Raw genomic sequence first — 25,291 nt, 5'->3', positions numbered from 1 at the left:
GCCACCTCAGCCCTTGACCTGTGCCCCATCACGACCCGGGCACCGCTCTCGGCGAGCATGAACTCCAGCCGCTCGACCGGGTATTCGGGGTCCATGGGCAGGTAGGCGCCACCGGCCTGCCACACCGCCAGCATCGCCACAACCATGTCGATCCCACGCGGCAAGCAGAGTCCCACGATCGACTCGGCGCCGACTCCGAGCCCTCGCAGGTGATGCGCCAGCCGATTCGCCCGCGCCATCAGGCCGCCGTACGTCAGCACCGCACCGCCCGCGACCACAGCCACCGCATCCGGACCAGCGTGTGCCTGACCGGCAATCAGCTCATGCACCCCGCCCACGCCCGGCAACGGCTCGACGGGCCCGTTCCACTCCTCGACCACGCGCCGCCGTTCAGCGCCGGTCAGCACCGACACCTCGCTGACGCGCCGCCCCGCGTCCTCCGCCACGGCCTCCAGCACCGCGACCAGATGCTGGGCCATTCGCCGCATGGTCGCCGCGTCGAAGAGCGCGGTGCTGTACTCGATCGCCCCCGCCAGGCCGCCGTCGCGGTCCCCCAGCATCAGCGACAGGTCGAAGTTCACCGAGGTCGTGGCCGGCGCGGCCATCGCGGATCCGTCGGTGCCGGTGTCGTCGCGCGCCTCTCCGCCCGTGCGGCGGGCGCCTTCGTCGGGCGTGTAGTTGAAGAACGCCTGGAAGAGTGCCGTGCGGGACCGGTCCCGTTCCACGCCCAGGTCGTCCACGAGATGTTCGAAGGGCAGGTCCTGGTGGGCGTATGCGGCCAGGGCAACGCGTCGTACCCGCCCGAGCAACTCCTTGAAGGACGGGTCGCCGGACAGGTCCGTCCGCAGCACCAGCGTGTTGACGAAGAAGCCGATCAGATCCTCGGTCTCGGCACGGTTCCGGTTGGCGACAGGTGTGCCCACCACCACGTCGTCCGTGTCGGCGTACCAGCCCAGGAGTACATCGAATGCCGCGAGCAGCGTCATGGACATCGTCGTGCCGCTCTTGCGGGACAGCGCCCGTAAGGCATCGGCCGTGTGCGCCGGGACAGTGAACTCGGTGACCGCTCCCTCGGTGGACCGGACTGCCGGACGTGGCCGGTCCGTGGCGAGGTGGAGTGCGGGCAGGTCCGCCAACTGCCGCCGCCAGTAAGCGAGATGTTCGGCCAGTACGTCCCCGGTCAGCCACTCGCGCTGCCAGACCGCGAAGTCCGCGTACTGCACCGGCAGCGGCGGCAACGGGTCCGGCTCACCCGCGCGGAACGCCTCGTACAGGGCAGCCAGTTCACGGCGGAAGATCCGCACCGACCATTCGTCGAAGGCCACGTGGTGGATGGCCAGCGTCAGCACATGTTCTTCGGGGGCGACCCGGATGAGTGTGGCGCGGACGAGGGGCCCGGCTGCCAGGTCGAACGGCGTCATCACCTCCGCCTCGACCAGTTCCCGCGTGGCCGCCACCGGATCGGCGTACCGGGACGCGTCGGTTGCCGAGAGCGGGATCGGCGTCGGTGGGTCGATGACCTGGTGGACCACGCCGTCCACGTCGGCCACCAGCCTGGTCCGCAGCACCTCGTGCCGCGCGAGCACTCCGCTCAGAGCGGCGACCAGTGCCTCGACATCCAGATCGCCCGCCCAACGCACCAGTAGCGGCACGTTGTATTCGAGGGAGTCGGGCTCCAACTGGTTGAGGAACCAGAGCCGTTGCTGTGCGAAGGACAACGGTAGGGGCTCGTCACGGCTGATCCGTGTGACCGGCGGTATCGAGATTCCCTCGGCCGAGTTCTCGACCACCGCGGCCAGGTCCCGGACCGTGGGCCGGTCGAACAACGCGGAGAGGGGTGTCTCGACCATGAACACCGTGCGGATGCGGGAGACGACCTGCGTGGCGAGCAGCGAATGCCCGCCGAGTTCGAAGAAGTTGTCGTGGACGCCGACCCGGTCGACGCCGAGGACCTGTGCCCAGATACCGGCGAGCAGTTCCTCGGTGGCGGTGGCGGGAGCGAGGAATCCGTCCAGGTCCGGGCGCAGCCCGTCGGGTTCGGGCAACGCGGCCCGGTCCACCTTCCCGTTCGGGGTGAGGGGCAGTGCGTCGAGTTCGACGAACGCCGACGGGACCATGAAGCCGGGCAGTCGATCACCTGCGTACGCCCGCAGATCGCTCACCGACGGAATGCCCTCGCCCTGATCCGCCGGTACCAGGTAGGCGACCAGTCGACGGTCCTCGTTGTCACCTCTTGCCGTCACGACCGCGGTCCGGATCCTGTGGTGGCCGGCAAGAACCGTTTCGATCTCGCCGGGTTCGATGCGGTAGCCGCGGACCTTGACCTGCTCATCCGCCCGCCCCAGAAACTCCAGCTCCCCCTCCACCAACCACCGCACCCGGTCCCCCGACCGATACATCCGCGAACCGTCCCCCGCGAACGGATCCGCCACAAACCGCTCCGCCGTCAACCCACCCCGGCCGCCATACCCCCGCGCCAACTGCCCACCAGCAATAAACAACTCACCCACCACACCCACCGGCACCGGACCGAGCCGCTCATCCAGCACATACACCCGCGTATTCGGCAACGGCCCACCAATCGGCACCGGACCCTCCACCACACCCACCCGACCCAACTCACTGAACGTCGAATCGACCGCCGCCTCCGTCACCCCATAACCCGTCAGCAGCCGCACCCCCTCACCCAGCACCGACCGCGCCCGCACCACCCCACCCCAACGCCACACATCCGTCGTCACCACCACCAACCGCAAATCCCCCAACCACACCCCACCCCGACCCCGGCCCCGGCCCCGGCCCCGGCCCCGGCCCTGGCCGCGCGACCGCTCCCGCTCCCGCTCCACATGCGCAACCAGCTCATCCACATACCGAGGCGCACACTCCAACGCATTCACCCCAGCCCCCTCCAACACCCCCAACCACTCACCCACATCCACCTGCAAACCAACCCGACCCACCACCAACACACCACCCGAGCACAACGCCCGCACCACATCACCCGAAAACACATCAAAACTCGCACTCGCCACCGTCAACCACCGCAACCCCACCCCCACACCAAAATGAGCAACCTCCCACCCCCCGAACACCCCCACCAACGCCCCATGCGACACCCACACACCCTTCGGCCACCCCGTCGACCCCGACGTATAAATCACCGACGCCAACTGACCCGACACCACAACCACCCCCGGCGCCACCGCCGACAACTCCCCCAAAACCCCCCGAACACCCGGATCATCCAGCCACACCACGTCATCCACCGCATCGGCGAGCACCGCCGCACCACGGTCGCCGACCAGCACCTTCACCCCGCTGTCGGCGAGCATGAACTCCAGGCGCTCCACCGGATACTCCGGATCCAGCGACACATACGCCGCCCCCGCAACCCACACACCCACCACCGCGACAACCAAATCCACACCACGCTCAAGGCACAGCCCCACCACCGACTCCGCGCCCACACCCAGCCCTCGCAAATGACGAGCCAGCCGATTCGCCCGAGCCAGCAACCCTCCGTACGTCAGCACCTCGCTGCCAGCGACCACCGCCACCGCATCCGGACTGGCCAGCGCCCGCTCGACGATCAGTTCGTGCACCCCACCCACCTCAGGCAGAGCCAGCTCCGCGCCGCTCCACCCTCGCACCAACGCCTCGACCTCACCGGCCGACACCAGCGCGACATCACCCAGCAGCCGGGCGGGGCCCTCGATGAAGGCCTCCAGGACCCGGGCCAGATGGCCGGCCATGCGGTCCATCGCGTCGGCGGCGAACCTGGCGCGGTCGTAGGAGAAGGTGATGGTGAGTTCGCGTCCGGAGCTGGCGGTCACGCTGAGGGGGTAGTTCGCCTGCTCGCGGCCGTAGTTGGCACCGGCTCTCAGGCCGTCCGCTGCGGAGTTCCGCTGTCTGGCTTCGAGTTCCTCGGCGGGAAAGTTCTCGAAGACGAAGAGGCTGTCGAACAGCGCGCTGCCGGGCGGCAGTTCGCCACACGCCGCGATGGTGGTCAGGGGCGTCTGCTCGAACTGCCGGGCCCGTACCTGTTCTTCCTGGAGCCCGGTGAGCCAGGCCGCCACGGGCTGGTCGCTGTCGAGTCGGATTCGCACAGGTGTGGTGTTGAGCAGCATGCCGACCATGGAGTCCACGCCGTCGAGCCGGCCGTCGCGGCCGGAGGAGGTGACACCGAAGACAACGTCATCGCTGCCGGAGTACCGGCCCATCACCACAGCCCACGCCGCCTGCACCACGGTGTTCAGCGTGAGCCGGTGGCGGCGCGCGAAGTTTGCCAGTCCGGCCCCGGCCGCCTCCGCGGACAGCGGCACCCTGGATTCCCCGGGGCCCTGCTCACCGGTGGCGCGTTCGATCCCGAGGGTGGTCGGTTCGGTGATCCCCGCGAGCCGTCGGCGCCAGTACGCGCGGGCCTCGTCCATGTCCTGCGCGGCGAACCAGGCGACGAAGTCGCGGAAGGGCCTGCGCGCCGGGAGCCGCGGTTCGTCGCCCGTGCGAAACGCGTCGTAGGCCTGCAGCAGTTCCCCGATGACGATGGGGGCGCTCCACCCGTCCAGCAGCAAGTGGTGGTAGCTCCACACGAGTTGGTGGCGGTCGGCCGCAAGACGGATCACGGCTATCCGCGCCAGGGTCGGGGCGGTGAAGTCGGCGCCCCGTTCCCAGTCGGACGTGAGGTAGTCGTCGACCTCGGTACGTCGGTCCGCCTCGTCCAGGTGCGACAGGTCCAGCACCCTCAGCGGCAGGGGGACCGACCGGGACACCACCGCCAGCGGCTCGGCGACTCCGTCGCGGACCACGGTGGTCCGCAGCACCTCGTGCCGGGCGAACATCAGCTCCCACGCCCGGTGCAGGGCGTCCAGGTCCAGCTCGCCCTCCATCAGCAGCCCGTCCTGGACCCAGTACATCCCTGGCTCGTCGGCCAGTTCGGTGTGGAACAGCATGCCCTGCTGCAACGCGGTCAGCGGATAGATGTTCTCGATCGCCCTGCCACCGACTCCGCGGCCCGCACCACCACCCGCCCGGCTCTGCCGACCCTGCCGGTCCTGCCGGTCGGCCGCCGCGTCGAATGCCGTCATGATACTCCTCCGAGATCGGCGATCCCACCGGGTGGTTCAGGTGAGTCGAAGCGCTGCTGAATGCGGTCGAGAATGTCCTGGTCGAGGCCGGCCATGGGGAAGTCGGAGGGCGTGTAGCCGCCGATGCCGGACCGGCAGCAGTACTCGATCAGGTCGCCCAGGACCTTGATGTAGCGCTGTGCGAGCCGGCGTACCGTCGCTTCCTCGTGCACTTCGTCGCTGTACGTCCAGGTCAGCTGAAGGCGGCCGAGGGCGATCTGGCTGTTGATCTCGATCAGGTGCGTACGGCGTCCCTGTACGGACTGGGGGGTGCCCAGGGCCCGGCCTGTCGGGGTGAAGCGCCCTCCGGAGCCGCTGCCCGCGCCGACGGCCTGTCCTGTCTGGCCGAGGTAGTTGAAGGCCACCTCTGCGCTCGCGCCCGGGGTCGGGTGCCAGTCGGCCAGATAGCGCAACAGGCCGTAGCCCTGGCCCTTGCGTGGCACGGCGCGCAAGTACTCCTTCGTGCGACGCAGTGCCTCACCCGGGTCGCTTCCCGACGCCCCGCCCAGGAGGACCGGATACACGCTGGTGAACCAGCCCACCGTCCGTGACACGTCGATGTCGTCCCCCACGTCCTCACGGCCGTGGCCTTCCAGATCCACCAGGACCGCCGGAGTGCGGCACCACTCCGTGAACACGGAGCCGAGCACGCTCAGCAGTACGTCGTTGATCTGGGTTCCGAAGGCGCTCGGGACGTCCCGCAGCAGTTGTTCGGTCTGTTCCTCGCCGAGCGTGACGGATATCTCCCTGGCCGAGGCGATGCTGTTGGGCCCGTCAAGGTCCCGGGGCAGGGGTCGGGCACCGGCCTCGGTCGCACGCCAGTGCTCCGCCTCGGCCATCAGCTCCGGCGAGCCGGCCAGCTCGGTCAGCCGCTGCGACCAGCGCATGTACGAGGTCGTCTTGGTGGGCAGCTTTACGGCGTCCCCACGTTCTACCTGTCCGTAGGCGACCGTCAGGTCCTCCAGGAGTACGGGCCACGACACCGCGTCCACGACCATGTGGTGCGCCACGACAAAGAGCAGTTGCCCCGCGCCTCGCCGCTCGCCCCCGTCGGCCGAGCCGTCCCGGTCCGCCGTGTCGCCTCGATCTCCGGTCTCGCCCCGGTCGAAGACGACCAGCCGCACCAGTGGCCCGTCCGCCAGATCGAGGCTCGCCTGGGCCTCCTGGCCGCGGGCGTCCAGGAACGCCCACTCGTCCTCGTCGTCCAGCCCGGTGGTCTCGAACACCCGTACCAGATCGGCCGGTTCGGCCGCCATCAGCCGGCCGGTCCAGCCCTCTCCCTCACGGACGAACCTCGACCGCAGCGCGTCGTGCTGTTCGAGCACCGAGACCATGGCCACCCGCAACAGGTCGGGCTCAAGGCGTCCGGTGACCTCCAGCAGCATCGACTGGTTGAAGTGCGCGGGCTCCCGCAGTTCCTGTTCGAAGAACCAGTGCTGAATCGGGGCAAGGGGGAAGTCGCCGACCACGAGACCCTGTTCGGCATCGGCCGTGCTCCGGCTCGCCGCCACGGTGGCAAGTCCCGCGACCGTCTGGTGGTCGAACAACTGGGCCACAGTCACGTGGATCCCGAACTCCCGTGCTCGTGCGACTACTTGAATGCTGATGATCGAGTCGCCGCCGAGTTCGAAGAAGTTGTCGTGGACGCCGACCCGGTCGACGCCGAGGACCTGTGCCCAGATACCGGCGAGCAGTTCCTCGGTGGCGGTGGCGGGAGCGAGGAACCCGTCCAGGTCCGGGCGCAGACCGTCGGGTTCGGGCAACGCGGCCCGGTCCACCTTCCCGTTCGGGGTGAGGGGCAGTGCGGCCAGCTCCGTGAAGACGGCCGGAACCATGAAGTCCGGCAGAGTCCGCTTCAGGTACTCCCGCAGCTCCCCAACCGTCGGGATGCCCGCGGCCAGGTCCGCCGGCACCAGGTAGGCGCCCAGTCGGCGGTCGGTGACCTCTCCGAACACGTTCACCACAGCGGCGCGCACTCCAGGGTGAGCCACCAAAGCTGTTTCGATCTCGCCGGGTTCGATGCGGTAGCCGCGGACCTTGACCTGCTCATCCGCCCGCCCCAGAAACTCCAGCTCCCCCTCCACCAGCCAACGCACCCGGTCCCCCGACCGATACATCCGCGAACCGTCCCCCGCGAACGGATCCGCCACGAACCGCTCCGCCGTCAACCCCGCACGACCCCCATACCCCCGCGCCAACTGCCCACCAGCAATAAACAACTCACCCACCACACCCACCGGCACCGGGGCCAGCCGCTCATCCAGCACATACACCCGCGTATTCGGCAACGGCCCACCAATCGGCACCGGACCCTCCACCACACCCACCCGACCCAACTCACTGAACGTCGAATCGACCGCCGCCTCCGTCACCCCATAACCCGTCAGCAACCGCACCCCCTCACCCAGCACCGACCGCGCCCGCACCACCCCACCCCAACGCCACACATCCGTCGTCACCACCACCAACCGCAAATCCCCCAACCACACCCCACCCCGACCCCGGCCCCGGCCCCGGCCCCGGCCCTGGCCGCGCGACCGCTCCCGCTCCCGCTCCACATGCGCAACCAGCTCATCCACATACCGAGGCGCACACTCCAACGCATTCACCCCAGCCCCCTCCAACACCCCCAACCACTCACCCACATCCACCTGCAAACCAACCCGACCCACCACCAACACACCACCCGAGCACAACGCCCGCACCACATCACCCGAAAACACATCAAAACTCGCACTCGCCACCGTCAACCACCGCAACCCCACCCCCACACCAAAATGAGCAACCTCCCACCCCCCGAACACCCCCACCAACGCCCCATGCGACACCCACACACCCTTCGGCCACCCCGACGACCCCGACGTATAAATCACCGACGCCAACTGACCCGACACCACAACCACCCCCGGCGCCACCGCCGACAACTCCCCCAAAACCCCCCGAACACCCGGATCATCCAGCCACACCACAGCCCCTACAGCACCCTCCAGACCCAACCCCCCAGCCACACTCCGATGCCCCACCAACACATCCGCGCCACTGTCGGCGAGCATGAACTCCAGCCGCTCCACCGGATACTCCGGATCCAGCGACACATACGCCGCCCCCGCAACCCACACACCCACCACCGCGACAACCAAATCCACACCACGCTCAAGGCACAGCCCCACCACCGACTCCGCACCGACCCCCAGCCCTCGCAAATGACGAGCCAGCCGATTCGCCCGAGCCAGCAACCCTCCGTACGTCAGCGACACACCACCCGACACCACCGCCACCGCATCCGGTGACACAGCAGCCCGCTCGACGATCAGCTCATGCACCCCACCCACTCCAGGCAGAGCCAGCTCCGCGCCGCTCCACCCCCGAACCAACGCCTCGACCTCACCCACCGACACCAGCGCGACATCACCGACGCGTTGTCCCGCGTCGTCGGCGACGGCGTCGAGTACGGCGACCAGGCTCCGGGCCAGCCGCTCCGCCGTCGCGGGGTCGAACAGGGCGGTGCTGTACTCGATCTCGCCCGCGAGTCCGCCTTCGCCGGCGTCGCCGAACCTGAGTGTCAGGTCGAACAGGGTGTCCCGCGGCGTCGCGTCCGTGTCCTTGATCCGCACCTCGCCCCTCGGCCGGCCGTCGCCCTGGTCCAGCAGGCTCATGCCGTCCCGAGGGTCTTCCATGGCGTAGTTGAAGAAGACCTGGAAGAGCGGTGTGCGGGAGCGGTCCCGTTCGGTCACCAGAGCGTCCACCAGCTGCTCGAAGGGCACGTCCTGGTGGGCGTAAGCCTCCAGAGCGGTTTCCCGTACCCGGTCGAGGAGTTCACCGAAGGTCGGGTCGCCGGACAGATCGGTGCGCAACACCAGCGTGTTGACGAAGAAGCCGATCAGGTCCTCGGTCTCGGCACGGTTCCTGTTGGCGACCGGTGTACCCACGATCACGTCGTCCGCTCCGCAGTAGCGGCCGAGCACCACGTCGAACGCGGCCAGCAGCGTCATGAACATCGTGGCGCCGCTCGTACGCGACAGCGCCCGCAGTGCCTCCGCGGTCTCCGCCGGGACCGTGAACCGGGTCGCCCCGCCCTCCGAGGAGCGTGTCTGCGGCCGGGGACGATCGGTCGGCAGCTCAAGCACCGGCAGGGCATCCAACTTGTTCTGCCAGTAGTCGAGCTGGTCGTCCAGAACCTCGCCGGTCAGCCACTCGCGCTGCCACACCGCGAAGTCCGCGTACTGTGCGGCCAGCGGCGGCAGCGGATCGGGCTGCCCGGCGCGAAACGCCTCGTACAGGGCGGCCAGTTCGCGGCGCAGGATTCTGCCGGACCACTCGTCGAAGACGACGTGATGCATCGTCAGGGCGAGTACGTGCTCGTCGGCGGCCAGTCGGACGAGCGCGGCCCGGATCAAGGGCCCGGACGCCAGATCGAACGGGGCTGCCGTGTCCTGTGCGATCAGCCGTTCGGCGGCGCTCAGCGGATCGGCGTCGCCGGACACGTCGACCACCTGCATCGGAATGCCCGAGGGCGGGTCGATCACCTGGTACGCCACTCCGTCGGCGTCGTCGGAGAGCCGAGTGCGCAACACCTCGTGCCGCGCCATCACGGCGTCCAGAGCCGCCCCGAGCGCCGCCACGTCGAGCGCCCCGTCCAGCCGGATGGGCAAGGGCAGGTTGTACTCGGTCGAGCCGGGCTCCAAGTGGTCCAGGAACCAGAGCCGTTGCTGGGCGAACGACAACGGCAGTGTCTGATCGCGGCCGATGGCCCGCACCGGCGGTACGACCAGACCTCGCGCGGCGCCTTCCACCGCACCTGCGAGGTCCCGCACGGTCGGATGGTCGAACATCGTCGCCACGGGTACGTCGGTTCCGAACACGTCCCGGATTCGCGAGATCACCTGTGTGGCGAGCAGGGAGTGTCCGCCCAGCTCGAAGAAGTTGTCGGTGGCGCCCACCCGGTCCACACCCAGCAGCTGGGCCCACACCCCGGCAAGCAGTTCCTCAGTAGGGCCCGAAGGCTCCACAAAGACACCCAACTCCTGCCGGACAGAATCAGGTTCAGGCAGCGCGGCCCGATCCAGCTTTCCGTTCACCGTCAACGGCAGTGCCGCCAACTCCACGAACACCGACGGCACCATGAAGGCCGGCAGCCGCGCAGCCGCGAACTCCCGGACCTCACCCACCGTCGGGACGCCCACGGCCTGGTCGGCCGGAACCAGATAGGCCGCCAGACGACGGTCCTCCCCCTCGCCGTACACCGTGACCACAGCGGACCGGATCATCGGGTGCGCGGCCAGGACCGTTTCGATCTCGCCCGGCTCGATACGGAACCCACGCACCTTGACCTGGTCATCCGCCCGCCCGACGAAATCCAACTGCCCATCCGCCAGCCACCGCACCCGGTCCCCCGACCGATACATCCGCGAACCATCCCCCACAAACGGATCCGCCACGAACCGCTCCGCCGTCAAAGCCCCCCGACCCCCATAACCACGCGCCACCCCACCACCCGCAATGAACAACTCACCCACCACACCCACCGGCACCGGCGCCAGCCGCTCATCCAGCACATACACCCGCGTATTCGCCAACGGCACACCGATCGGCGGCACACCCACCCCACCCACACCCACCAACCCCGCACACGCAATCACCGTGCACTCCGTCGGCCCATACCCGATGAACATCCGACGCCCCGCAGCCCACCGCCCCACCACCTCAGCACCCACCCGCTCCGACCCCACAAACAAACTCCCCACACCCGACAACCCCGCCGGATCCAACACCCCCAACAACGACGGCGACACACTCGCCGACCCCACACCCTCAACCCTCACCAACCCACCCAACGCAGCCGGAGCAGCCCGCACAGCACTCCCGGCCACCACCAACACCCCACCCGCAGCCAGCGTCACCACCACATCCAGCACCGCCGCATCAAAACTGAACGACGCAAACTGCAACACCCGCACACCCGGACCCACACCCAACGCCGACCGCAACACCAACGCCAGATTCACCACCCCACCGTGCGCAACCTGCACACCCTTCGGCCGCCCCGTCGACCCCGACGTATAGATCACATACGCCAGCTGGTCAGGGACCGCCGACACCTCGGGCGCCGCCGTCGGCAGGCTCGCCAGCGTGGTGGCCATCGCCGGGTCGTCCAGCAACATCACGTCATCCACGACAGAGCTGAGTCCCGCCGCGTCCCGATGCCCGACCAGCACCCTCACGCCACTGTCGGCGAGCATGAACTCCAGTCGCTCCGCCGGGTATTCGGGATCCAGCGGCAGGTAGGCCGCCCCCGCCCGCCACACACCCAGAACGGCCGTGATCATGTCCACCCCGCGCGGCAGGCACAACCCGACCACGGACTCCGCGCCCACACCCCGCCCCCGGAGGTAGTGCGCCAGCCGGTTCGCCCGTGCCAGCAAACCGCCGTAGGTCAAGGTCACTTCACTCGCGACCACCGCCACCGCGTCCGGCGTCGAGAGGGCCCGCGCGGCAATCAGTTCATGCACCCCACCCACCTCGGGCAAGGAGACAACAGCTCCGTGCCGCTCCTCCACCAGCTGATCGCGTTCTGCGCTGGTCAGCAGCGGAAGCTCAGCCACCGGCCGGCTCGGATCCACGGCGAGGGCGTCCAGCAGTGAGACGAGGTGCCCAGCCATCCGCTCGATTGTGGAGGCGTCGAAGAGCGCGGTGCTGTACTGCAGCTCGCCCGCCAGTTCCTCGCCGCTGTCCCCCAGCCTGAGCGCCAGATCGAAACTGATCAGCATCGGGCCGTCCGGGGAGAGTCCGCCCGACTGGGGCGCCGCGTTCTCCCAGCTGAGATCGCCCGTCCGGCCTCCCGCGTCTCCAGATGACTCTGCCGTGTCGTAGTTGAACAGGACTTGGAAGAGAGGGCTGCGGGATCGGTCGCGCTCCACCACCAGGTCGTCGACCAGCTGCTCGAAGGGCAGGTCCTGGTGTGCGTACGCGCCCAGGGCCATCTCCCGCACGCGGCCCAGCAGTTCGGCGAACGACGGGTCGTCGGACAGATCCGCCCTCAGCACGAGCGTGTTGACGAAGAAGCCGATCAGGTCCTCGGTCTCGGCGCGGTTCCGGTTGGCCACCGGCGTGCCCACCACGACGTCGTCCGTGTTCGCATACCGGCCCAGCAGCACGCTGAACGCCGCGAGCAACGTCATGGACATCGTCGTCCCGCTGCGGCGGGACAACGCGCGCAAGGCCTGAGCGGTCGGTGCCGGCACCCGTACGTCCACCACGCCGCCTTCGGTGGAGCGCACTGCCGGACGGGGCCGGTCGGTGGGCAGCTCCAGCAGCGGAGCTCCAGCCAACCGCCGCCGCCAGTAGGACAGTTGCTCCTCCAGGACTTCGCCGGTCAGCCGCTGTCGCTGCCACACCGCGAAGTCGGCGTACTGCACGGCGAGCGGCGCCAGCGGATCCGTACCGCCGCCCCGGAACGCCTCGTACAGGGCGGACAGTTCGCGTCGCAGGATCCGTCCGGACCATTCGTCCGACACCACGTGGTGCATGACCAGCGCCAGTACGTGTTCGTCCGCAGCCAGCCGGACCAACGTCGCCCGCAGCAGCGGACCCGCCGACAGGTCGAAGGCCTGCCCCGCGTCCGCCGCGACCAACGTCTGGGCCGTGGCCCCTGGATCCCCGGCGTCCGACACGTCGATCACCGGCATCGGAACGGCTGCCGGTGCGTCGATCACCTGGTACGCCACCCCGTCCGCACCCGCCACCAACCGCGTCCGCAACACCTCGTGCCGCGCCACCACGGCGGACAGCGCCGCGCCCAGGGCCTCGACGTCCAAGTGCCCCCGCAGGCGTACGTGGGCCGGGGCGATGTACTCCGTGGAGCCCGGGTCGAACTGGTCGAGGAACCAGAGGCGTTGTTGCGCGAACGACAGCGGCAGCGCCTGGTTCCGGTCAGCGGGAGTCACCGAAGGCGCCGTCTCCCGGGCGGAGTCCTCGATGACCGATGCGAGCCCTCGTCCCGTCGGTCGGTCGAAGAGCGCAGACAGCGGCACCTCGACACCGAACACCTCACGGACCCGGGAGATGACCTGCGTGGCGAGCAGCGAATGCCCACCGAGTTCGAAGAAGTCGTCTGCCGTGCCGACGCGGTCCAGGCCGAGTACCTCGGCCAGGATGCCGGTCAGCAGTTCCTCGGTATCGGTGGCCGGAGCAACGAATCCGTCCTCTCCGCCGGTCTGGACTCCCTGTGGTTCGGGGAGGGCGGTGCGGTCGAGTTTGCCGTTCGCCGTCAACGGCACCTCAGCCAACTCCACGAACACCGACGGCACCATGTACTCCGGCAACCGCGCCCCAACAAACCCCCGCAACTCACCCACCGACGGAATACCCTCACCCGCATCATCCGGCACCACATACGCCACCAAACGACGCTCCACACCCTCACCCCACGCCGACACCACCACCGACCGCACCAACGGATGACCCGCCAGCACCGCCTCCACCTCACCCGGCTCAATACGGAAACCCCGCACCTTCACCTGATGATCCACACGCCCCACAAACTCCACCCGGCCATCCACCAGCCACCGCACCCGGTCCCCCGACCGATACATCCGCGAACCATCCCCCACGAACGGATCCGCCACGAACCGCTCCGCCGTCAAAGCCCCCCGGCCCCGATAACCCCGCGCCACCTGACCACCCGCAATGAACAACTCACCCACCACACCCACCGGCACCGCACTCAACGCACCATCCAGCACATACACCCGCGACCCCGCCAACGGCCGCCCCAACGCCACCACACCATCCACACCCAACGGCCCCGCCAAAACACCCACCGTCGACTCCGTCGGACCGTAGTGATTGGCCACCACCCGGTCCCCGGCCGCCACCACCAGCTCCCGCAGCCACGACGCCGAGGCACTCTCACCCCCCAGCACCAGCCCCCGCGCCGGCACCAACCCCGCAAGCCCCTCCCCACTGCCCGCCGCCAACGCCGCCAGGTGCGACGGCACCACCTTCACGAAATCGATGGCCCAGGCCCGCCAGTACGCGGCCACCGCCCGCCCGTCCACCGCCGCATCCGCACCCACCACATGCAACACACCACCCGACACCAGGCACCCGAACACCACCGTGTTCCCCAGATCGGTCACCACCGGCTGCAGCAGCCCGAACCGGCCCCCCACCCCCGACCAGCCCAACCGCTCCACCACACCCACCGTGTAATTCAGCAGCCCACCATGCGTGACCTGCACACCCTTCGGCCGCCCCGTCGACCCCGACGTATACACCACATACGCCAACTGACCAGCACGAACCGACACCCCCGGAACCTCAGAAGGCATCCCCGCCAGCCCCGCCACCACCAACGGATCATCCAGAACCACCGTCCGCAACCGCCCCACCGGCAGCTCGTCCACCAAGTCGCCGGGGCCGACCACGACCGACGCACCACTGTCCGCCAACATGAACCCCAACCGGTCCACCGGATATTCAGGGTCCAAAGGCACATAGGCAGCACCCGCCCGCCAGACGCCCAGCACAGCCGCGACCATGTCCACCCCGCGCGGCAGGCACAGCGCCACCACCGACTCCGCACCCACCCCCACACCCCGCAGGTAATGCGCCAACCGATCCGCACGCGCCAACAACCCGCCGTACGTCAACGACACATCACCCGACACCACCGCCACCGCATCCGGCACCGACAACGCCCGCGCGGCAATCAGCTCATGCACCCCGCCCACCTCAGGGAGAGACGCGTCGGTGCCGTTCCATCCGCGGACCAGTTGGTCGCTCTCGGCGGTGGTCAGCAGCGGCAGTTCGGCCACCGGACGGGCCGCACCGGTCGCCACGGACTCCAGCAGCGTGACCAGGTGGCCGGCCATCCGCTCCACGGTCACCGTGTCGAACAGCGCGGTGCTGTACTCGAACTCGCCCCCGATGTGGTCACCGTCGTCGCTCAGCACGAGGCGGAGGTCGAACTTCGCGACGACCATGTCGGCGGCGCTACCGCTCCTGTCCACGGTCCGACCCGCCGCGGGGCCGTCCTCGGGGCTGCCGTCGCCCTCGACGAAGTCGTAGTTGAAGAGGGCCTGGAACAAGGGGGTACGCGACCGGTCCCGGTCGGTGACCAACGCCTCCACCAACTGCTCGAACGGCACATCCTGATGCGCATACGCACCCAACGCCGTCTCCCGCACCCGCCCCAACACCTCACGGAACGACGGATCACCCGACAGATCAGCCCGCATCACCAACGTGTTCACGAAGAACCCGATCAAGTCCTCCGTCTCGGCACGATTCCGGTTCGCCACCGGCGTGCCCACCACCACATCCTCCGAACCCGCATACCGCCCCAGCAACACCGCGTACACCGACAACAACGTCATGAACATCGACACGCCACACTCACGCGAAAGCCCCCGCAACGCCCCCGCCACACCCTCCGGCACAGCGAAACGCACCGAAGCACCCGCGGAGGAACGCACCGGCGGACGAGGCCGGTCCGTGGGCAGGTCGAGGGTCGGCGCGCCGTCCAGCTGGGCGCGCCAGTAGGCGAGTTGGGTGTCGAGCAGCTCGCCCGTCAGCCATTCACGCTGCCAGAGCGCGAAGTCGGCGTACTGGACGGGCAGCGGGGGAAGCGGGTCGGGATCGCCCGTTCGGAACGCTTCGTACAGGGCCATCAGTTCGCGGTGGAAGATCCGGTCGGACCACTCGTCGAAGACCACGTGGTGCATGGCCAAGGCCAGTACGTGCTCGTCGGGTGCGAGCCGGAAGAGCGTCGCCCGTACGAGTGGTCCGGCCGCGAGGTCGAAGGGGACCGCGGCGTCCAGCGCCACCAGAGCCCGGACGGCCGCCCGGGGGTCGGCGTCCGCCGACACGTCCACCACCGGCAGCGCGAACGGCGCCGGCCCGTCGATCACCTGACGCGGCACACCCTCCGCATCCGCCACCAACCGCGTCCGCAACACCTCATGCCGCGCCACCACACCCGACAACGCCGCCCCCAGCGCAGCCACATCCAGGGGGCCGTTCCAGCCGACGGGTGACAGGAGGGCGTACTCCACCGCTCCGGGGGCGAGCTGGTCGAGGAACCACAGCCGTTGCTGGGCGAACGACAGCGGTAGTGGCCGGTCGCGGTCGGCCCGTGTCACCGGGGCGACGACCGCCTGGCCGGTGACCGACTCGTCGAGGGTCGCGGCGAGCTGACGTACGGTCGGCCGGTCGAAGAGAGCGGCGAGGGGGGTCTCGACCGCGAACGCCTCGCGGATCCGGGAGACCACTTGAGTGGCGAGCAGGGAGTGGCCGCCGAGTTCGAAGAAGTTGTCGGTGGCGCCGACGCGCTCCACGTCGAGCACCTGGGCCCAGATGGCCGCGAGCAGCTCCTCCGTCGCCCCGGCGGGTGCCGCGAAGTCTGTCTGCTGCGGGTGCAGTTGGTCGGGCCTGGGCAGCGCGGCGCGGTCCAGCTTGCCGTTCGGGGTCAGGGGCAGTGCGGTCAGTTCGACGAAGGCGGCCGGGACCATGAAGTCGGGGAGGTTCTGTCGCAGCAGTTCGCGCAGTTCGGCCGGTGAGGGGATTCCCTCCGACGGGTCGGCGGGAACCAGATAGGCCAGCAACCGCCGTTCCGGGCCGTCCCCGAAGGCGTCCACCACCGCTGATCGCACTCCCACGTGTGTGGTCAGCAGTGACTCGATCTCACCGGGCTCGATACGGAATCCGCGCACCTTGACCTGCTTGTCGGCGCGCCCGAGGAATTCCAGGACACCGTCGGGGAGCCGGCGCGCCCGGTCGCCCGACCGGTAGAGCCGCGATCCGCCGCCGGTGAACGGATCGGCCACGAACCGTTCGGCCGTCAGCGCCGGCCGGCCTCCATAGCCACGCGCCACTCCGGCGCCCCCGATGTACAGCTCACCCGGTACGCCCACCGGGGCCGGCCTCAGGTGTTCGTCCAGGACGTACACCTGCCACCCCGGCAGGGGGAGCCCGATGGGCACCTTCAGGTCGGCGTCGAGGTCCGTGGCGTCGATCCGGTGGTGGGTGACATGGACCGTGGTCTCGGTGATGCCGTACATGTTCACCAGGGCGGGGGTGTCGAGCCCCCGGTTGCCGGCCCACCGTGTCACATGCGCCTGTTGCAGTGCGTCGCCGCCGAAGACGACGAACCGCAGGTCGGTGAGTGCTTGACCGGTCTCGCCGACGTCCGCCAGCTGGCGGAACAGCTCCGGTGTGGCACTGAGTACGGTGACGCCCTCGGCGGCGAGCGTGTCGTACAGCAGCCACGGTTCCCGCACGGTCCCGGTCGGTACGACCAGGCAGCGGGCCCCGTGCGTGAGTGCGCCCCAGATCTCCCACACCGAGAAGTCGAAGGCGGACGAGTGACTCACGCTCCACACGTCGTCCGGGCCGAGTTCGAAGGTGCCGGTGCTGTCCGCGGCCTGGAACAGGCTGTGCACGTTCGCGTGCGGAACGAGTACGCCCTTGGGGCGCCCGGTCGAGCCCGACGTATAGATCACATAGGCGAGCTGGCCCGGGTCGGTGGCGGTCGTCGCGGGCGGGGTTGCCGGGTGCGCCGCGATCGCGGCGGCTGTCTCCGGATGGTCAAGCACCACGAGCGCGGCCCGGTCGGCGTCGGGTGCCTCGGCCCGTATGCCGGTCGGGGTGTGGGGCGTGGCATGGGCCTGAGCATGGGCCATGACCTCGGTGGTGGCTTGAGCGATGGCCCCGGTGGGGGTATGGCTCATGGCGTTAGCCATGGCGTCGGACAGGTGCGACTGAGTCACCACGACCGTCGCGCGGCTGTCGGCGAGCATGAACCCGAGCCGCTCGGGCGGGTAGCGCAGGTCGAGCGAGAGGTAGGCGCCGCCCGCCTGCCACACCGCGAGCATGGCCGTCACCAGGTCGAGCCCGCGCTCCAGGTGCAGCCCCACCACGGTCTCGCGGCCCACACCGGCCGCGCGCAGCTGGTGCGCCATGCGGTTCGCGCGCGCCATCAGTCCCGCGTAGGTCAGCCGACGCTCGCCGCAGACCACGGCGACGGCGTCGGGCCGTTCGGCCGCGCGTGCCGCGATCGTCTCGTGGACGCCCCGGGGCGCGAAGGCGGAGGGCAGCGCTGGGGTGGCGTTCCACTCGTCCACCAGGAGGTCCCACTCGTCCGCCGACAGCATGGGCACCTGCGACAGGGGCCGCTGGGCATCGGCGGCGACCGTCTCCAGCAGCGTGACAAGGTGCCCGATCATGCGCTCGATCGTCGTGGCGTCGTACAGGGCGGTGCTGTACTGCACCTCACCGACGAGGCCGCCGCCAACACCCGTAGCTGCTGTGCTGGTGTCGCCGTCGCCCAGCGTGATCAGCAGGTCGTACTTCGCGGGAAGGCTGTCGGCCAGCACGTCCGCGGACAACGCCCCCGCGTCGGTGTGGTCGCCGAAACCCGGGCTCGCGTCCCGGTCCGCCTCGACGGTCTCACGGGTGTCGTCGGCGTCCTGGGCGGCGTAGTTGAACATGACCTGAAAGAGCGGCGTACGGGAGCGGTCCCGCTCGGTGACCAGTTCGTCGACGAGCTGCTCGAACGGCACATCCTGGTGGGAGAAAGCACCGAGCGCGGTCTCGCGGACGCGTCCCAGCAGCTCGGCGAACGAGGGGTCGCCGGACAGGTCGGTGCGCAGTACGAGGGTGTTGACGAAGAAGCCGATCAGGTCTTCGGTCTCGGTCCGGTTCCGGTTGGCGACGGGCGTGCCCACGACCACGTCGTCCGACCCCGCGTACCGGCTCAGCAGGACGTCGAGCCCGGCCAGCAGCGTCATGAACATCGTCACGCCGCTTTCGCGCGACAGCTGCCTCAGCGTCCGAGCCGTCCGCTCCGGAACGGTGAACCTCAGCGCCGAGCCCTCGCTCGACCGAACCGGCGGACGCGGCCGGTCGGTGGGCAGCTCCAGCACCGGAGCCCCCGCCAACCTCGCCTTCCAGTGAGCGAGTTGAAGGTCGAGCACATCGCCGGTGAGCCACTGGCGCTGCCAGGCGGCGAAGTCCGCGTACTGCACCGGCAGCGGCGGCAACGGATCCGGCTCACCTTCCCGGAACGCCTCGTACAAGGCCGAGAGCTCGCGCCGGAAGACCCGGTCCGACCACTCGTCGAAGACGACATGGTGCACCGACAGAGCCAGTACGTGCTCGTCGGGAGCCAGCCGGACCAGCGTGGCACGGACCAGCGGACCGCGTGTCAGATCGAACGGCACGGTCGCGTCCACCGCCACCAGGTCGCGCGCCGCGGTCACCGGATCCGACTCGCCGGACACGTCCACCAGCGGCAGCATGAACTCCGTGGGCGGGTCGATCAGTTGACGCGGAACACCGTCCGAGCCGGCCACCAGCCGGGTCCGCAGCACCTCGTGCCGCGCCATGAGCGCGGTCAGAGCCGCGTTGAGGGCCTCCACATCCGGCTTCTCGCCCCTCAGCCACACCGGCAGGGCGATGTTGTACTCCGCCGAGCCGGGTTCGAGCTGATCCAGGAACCAGAGCCGCTGCTGGGCGAACGACAGGGGCAGCGGTTCGTCCCGGTCCACCGCCACCACCGGCGGTACGGCGATCGCCCGGCCCGCTCCTTCGACGACGGCTGCCAGCTCGCGCACGGTAGGGCGGTCGAACAACGTGGACAGCGGTATGTCGACCGTCAGCAGTTCCCGGATGCGGGAGTTGACGCGAGTCGCGAGAAGCGAATGCCCGCCCAGCTCGAAGAAGTTGTCGGTGGCTCCGATCCGTTCCACACCGAGCAAGTGCTGCCAAATACCGGCCAGCAGCTCCTCGGTCGTGGTGGCCGGAGCCACGAACTCACCCGGCTCACCCCGCCCATCGCCGTCCGGCAGCGGGAGTGCGGACCTGTCGATTTTGCCGTTGGGAGTGAGGGGGACATCCGTGAGCGGCAGGAACACCGCCGGGATCATGTATGTGGGGAGGTGCCCGCTCGCGAAGGACCGGAGTTCGGTGACGGAGGGGATGCCGTCGGCCTGGCCGGCGGGGACCAGGTAGGCCACGAGTTTGCGGTCCTCGGTGTCGCCGAAGGCCGCGACGACGGCCGTGCGGATCTGCGGGTGGGTGGTCAGGACAGCTTCGATCTCGCCGGGTTCGATGCGGAAGCCGCGGACCTTGACCTGGTCGTCGGCTCGCCCGATGAAGTCGAGGGTGCCGTCGGCAAGCCAGCGGGCCCGGTCGCCGGATCGGTACATCCTGGTGCCGTCTGCGGTGAAGGGGTCGGGTAGGAAGCGTTCGGCGGTCAGGGCGGGCTGGGCGCGGTATCCGCGGGCCACCTGCGGGCCGGCGATGAACACCTCGCCCGCCACCCCGACGGGGACGGGGTTGAGGCGGGCGTCCAGGACATACAGGCGGGCGTTCGCGACCGGGGCCCCGATCGGCGGAGCCACAGCCACGTCCGGGGAGACCGCGCCGGTGGTGACCATGACGGTGGCCTCGGTGGGGCCGTAGGTGTTCACCAACGTGCGGTTCTGCGCCCAGGCCTGAGCCACCGGCTGGGTCAGCCGTTCCGCACCCAGCAGCAGGGTCTGAATGCCGGGAACCTCGTCCGGATGCAGGATGCCCAGCAGGGAGGGCACGACACTGGCCGCTCCGACCGCCTGCGCGCCGATCATCGAGGTCAGTGCCTCCGGGGCGGTGCGCTCGGTGCCGCTCGCCACCACCAGAGTGCCGCCCGAGGCAAGCGTCACCGCCACGTCCAGTACCGCCGCGTCGAAGCTGAACGACGCGAACTGCAACACCCGCACACCCGGCCCGGCACCTAGCACCGGAGACAGTCCGGTCACCATGCCCGTCACACCGCGGTGCGCAACCTGCACACCCTTCGGCCGCCCTGTCGAACCGGACGTGTAGATGACGTACGCGAGCTGATCCGGTTGTACGGAGACTTCGGGCGCCGTGGACGACAGTCCCTCAGTGACAGTCGGATCGTCCAGCCAGACCAGCGACTCCACTGGAAGTCCTCCGGCCACCTCGGCTACCTCGGCCACCAACCGGTGTCCGATCAGCACCTTCGCGCCGCTGTCGGCAAGCATGAACTCCAGCCGCTCGACCGGGTAATCGGGATCCAGCGGCAGATACGCACCACCCGCCTGCCACACCGCGACCATCGCTACGACCATGTCGACGCCACGCGGCAAGCACAGCCCCACCACCGACTCGGCGCCGGCTCCGACCGCTCGCAGGTGATGCGCCAGCCGGTTCGCCCGCGCCATCAGGCCGCCGTACGTCAGCACCGCACCGCCCGCGACCACAGCCACCGCATCCGGACCGGACACCGCCCGCCCAGCGATCAGCTCATGCACCCCACCCACACCCGGCAGGGCCGCAACGGACCCGTTCCACTCCTCGACCACCCGCCGCCGCTCACCCTCACCAAGCACCGACAGCTCGCCGACACGACGGTCCGCGTCCTCCGCCACGGCCTCCAACACCGTGACCAGGTGTCCCGCCAGCCGCTCCACCGTCACCGCGTCGAACAGCGCGGTGCTGTACTCGATCTCTCCCGCCAGCCCGTCGCCGCTGTCCCCGAGCTTCACCGCCAGGTCGAACTTGACGGGCAGCGCGCCCGGGTTCACGTACGCGCCGCGCTCAGCCACGTAGCTGAAGAGCACTTGGAACAGCGGGCTGCGCGACCGGTCCCGGTCGGTGACCAGCGCCTCCACCAGCTGCTCGAACGGCACGTCCTGATGTTCATAGGCGCCCAGTGCCGTCTCCCGCACCCGCCCCAACACGTCGCGGAACGACGGGTCACCCGACAAGTCGGTACGCATCACGAGGGTGTTGACGAGGAAGCCGATCAGGTCCTCGGTCTCGGCGCGGTTCCGGTTGGCGACCGGTGTCCCCACGACCACGTCGTCCGAGCCCGTGTACCGGCCCAACAGCACGTCGAAGGCCGCCAGCAACGTCATGAACATCGACACGCCGTGCTCGCGCGACAGCCCCCGCAGCGTCTCCGTCGTCTCCGGAGAGACCGCGAACCCGGCCACCGCTCCCGCCGACGACCGCACCGCCGGCCGGGGCCGATCCGTGGGCATCTCCAGAGTCGAAACGTCCGCCAACTTCTGTTGCCAGTAGCCGAGTTGGCTCTCCAGCAGCTCACCCTTCAGCTGCTCTCGCTGCCAGACCGCGTAGTCCGCGTACTGCACCGGCAGCGGCGGCAACGGATCCGGCTCACCCGCGCGGAACGCCTCGTACAGGGCAGACAGCTCGCGCTGGAAGACATGATCCGACCACTCGTCGAAGACCGCGTGATGCACCGACAGGGCCAGCACATGCGCGTCGTCGCCCAGTCGGATGAGCAGGGTCCGGACCAGCGGGCCCACGGCCAGATCGAACGGGGTCAACGCGTCCTGTGCGACCAGCCGTTCGGCGGCGCTCTGCGGATCGGCGTCGGCGGACACGTCGGCCACCGGCAGCACGACCGGCGTCGGCGGATCGATCACCTGATGGGCGATCCCGTCCACGTCCGCCACCAGCCGGGTCCGCAGTACCTCGTGCCTCGCCACCACCCTGTTCAGAGCCGCACCCAGCACCGCGACGTCCAGGTCCCCGTCCAGCCGGATGGGCAGCGGCAGGTTGTACTCGGTCGAGCCGGGCTCAAGGCGGTCCAGGAACCACACCCGCTGCTGGGCGAAGGACAACGGCAGCGCCTCGTCCCTGCTGACGACTGCCATCGGGGCCACCACGGCACCGCCGCCGCCCATGCCCTCGTTCAGTCGGCCCTCGATCACTCCGGCCAGGTCACGCACGGTCGGCTGATCGAACAGGACGGCGAGAGGCAGCTCGGCACCGAGTGCTTCCCGGATGCGGAACAGCGCCCGATTCGCCAGCAGGGAGTGTCCGCCCAGCTCGAAGAAGTTGTCGGTGGCGCCCACCCGGTCCACACCCAGCAGCTGGGCCCATACCCCGGCAAGCAGTGCCTCAGTAGGGCCAGAGGGCTCCACAAAGACACCCAACTCCTGCCGGACAGAATCAGGTTCAGGCAGCGCGGCCCGATCCAGTTTCCCGTTCACCGTCAACGGCAGTGCCGCCAACTCCACGAACACCGACGGCACCATGAAGGCCGGCAGCCGCGCAGCCGCGAACTCCCGCAGCCGAGCGACCGAGGGAATGCCGTCCGCCTGGTCGGCCGGAACGAGATAGGCGGCCAGCCGCCGGTCCTCCGAGTCCCCGAATGCCGTCACGACCGCCGTACGAATCTGCGGGTGCGCGGCCAGGACCGTTTCGATTTCGCCCGGCTCGATACGGAACCCACGCACCTTGACCTGGTCATCCGCCCGCCCGACAAAGTCCAACTGCCCATCCGCCAGCCACCGCACCCGGTCCCCCGACCGATACATCCGCGAACCATCCCCCACGAACGGATCCGCCACGAACCGCTCCGCCGTCAACCCACCACGACCCCCATAACCCCGCGCCACCCCACCACCCGCAATGAACAACTCACCCACCACACCCACCGGCACCGGCGCCAGCCGCTCATCCAGCACATACACCCGCGTATTCGCCAACGGCACACCGATCGGCGGCACACCCACCCCACCCACACCCACCAACCCCGCACACGCAATCACCGTGCACTCCGTCGGCCCATACCCGATGAACATCCGACGCCCCGCAGCCCACCGCCCCACCACCTCAGCACCCACCCGCTCCGACCCCACAAACAAACTCCCCACACCCGACAACCCCGCCGGATCCAACACCCCCAACAACGACGGCGACACACTCGCCGACCCCACACCCTCAACCCCCACCAACCCACCCAACGCAGCCGGAGCAGCCCGCACAGCACTCCCGGCCACCACCAACACCCCACCCGCAGCCAGCGTCACCACCACATCCAGCACCGCCGCATCAAAACTGAACGACGCGAACTGCAACACCCGCACACCCGGACCCACACCCAACGCAGACCGCAACACCAACGCCAGATTCACCACACCACCGTGCGCAACCTGCACACCCTTCGGCCGCCCCGTCGAACCCGACGTATAAATCACATACGCCAGCTGGTCGGCCCGTACGGAGACTTCGGGCGCCGTGGACGGCAGACCCTCGGTGACGGCCGGATCGTCCAGCCACACCACCGGCAGCCCGTCGGCCAATCCCGCCGCCTCGGCCACCGACCGGTGTCCGATCAGCACCTTCGCGCCACTGTCGGCGAGCATGAACTCCAGGCGCTCGGCCGGGTATTCGGGATCCAGCGGCAGGTAGGCGCCACCCGCCTGCCACACCGCCAGCATCGCCACGACCATGTCGACGCCACGCGGCAGGCACAGCCCCACGATCGACTCAGCGTCGGCCCCTAGCGCCCGCAGGTGATGTGCCAGCCGATTCGCCCGCGCCATCAGGCCGCCGTACGTCAGTACCTCACCGTCCGCGACCACCGCCACCGCGTCAGGGCCGGCCAGCGCCCGTGCGGCGATCAGCTCGTGCACCCCACCCACCTCGGGCAGGGAGACAACAGCTCCCTGCCACTCCCCCACCAGCCGATCGCGCTCGGCGGTGGTGAGAATGACAAGGTCACCGACCCGCTGGTCGGGGTCCGTGGCGGCGGAGGTCAGGAGCGTGACCAGGTGTCCTGCCATCCGCTGCACCGTCGTCGCGTCGAACAGCGCGGTGCTGTACCGGAGCTCGCCGTCCAGTCCCCCGGTCTCGGTGTCACCGAGGCGCACGGCCAGGTCGAACTCCGCCTCGTCCGCGGGCGAGAGCTGCCCCGCGCCCAGTTGTTGCCCGACTCCTTCGGAATCGGTGCAGTCGAGGCGGACGGGGAAGAGCGTGGTGCCTGACCCGTCCTGCGTGGTCCGGCCCGTCCGTCCCAGCACCTCACGGAAGGTGGGGTCGCCCGAAAGGTCCGTGCTCGTCACCGTCGTGCCTGCCACCAGCGAGACGTGGTCCGTGACGGCATACCGGCCGAGCAGGGTGCTCAACGCCGTGAGCAGAGTGGTGCCCAGGTCGCCGGACAGGGCCCGCAGCCGCTCCGCCGTGTCCGCCGGCACCTGGAACTCGATCACCGCCGTTTCGGGGGACCGTGCCGGTGTGCGCGGCCGGTCCGTGGGCAGGTCCCCTACCGGCTGATCGGCCAACTGGCTGCGCCAGAAATTCAGTTCACTGTCCATGACGCCCCCACTGAGCCCTTCGAGCTGCCGCAC

General features: G+C 69.4%; 2 protein-coding genes (1 of these 2 only partly in view). Both read right to left on the bottom strand.

Annotated features, from left to right (window positions below; genetic code table 11):
• Nucleotides 1-5,084: the 5' portion of a non-ribosomal peptide synthetase gene (locus tag OHS59_RS38015; RefSeq protein ID WP_328497863.1), read on the bottom strand. The gene continues 1,498 nt to the left of window position 1, outside the view; only the first 5,084 of its 6,582 coding nucleotides appear in the window; it begins with the start codon at nt 5,082-5,084; the stop codon falls past the left edge of the window.
• Entirely contained in the window at nt 5,081-25,291 is a 20,211-nt protein-coding gene (locus tag OHS59_RS38010) for a non-ribosomal peptide synthase/polyketide synthase (RefSeq protein ID WP_328497862.1), read from the bottom strand. Before OHS59_RS38010 ends, OHS59_RS38015 begins: the two co-directional genes overlap by 4 nt.

The organism is Streptomyces sp. NBC_00414, assembly GCF_036038375.1.
Classification (GTDB): Bacteria; Actinomycetota; Actinomycetes; order Streptomycetales; family Streptomycetaceae; genus Streptomyces.
Note: the sequence above shows the minus strand (reverse complement) of the source record. Positions and strands in the feature narration are given on the sequence as shown.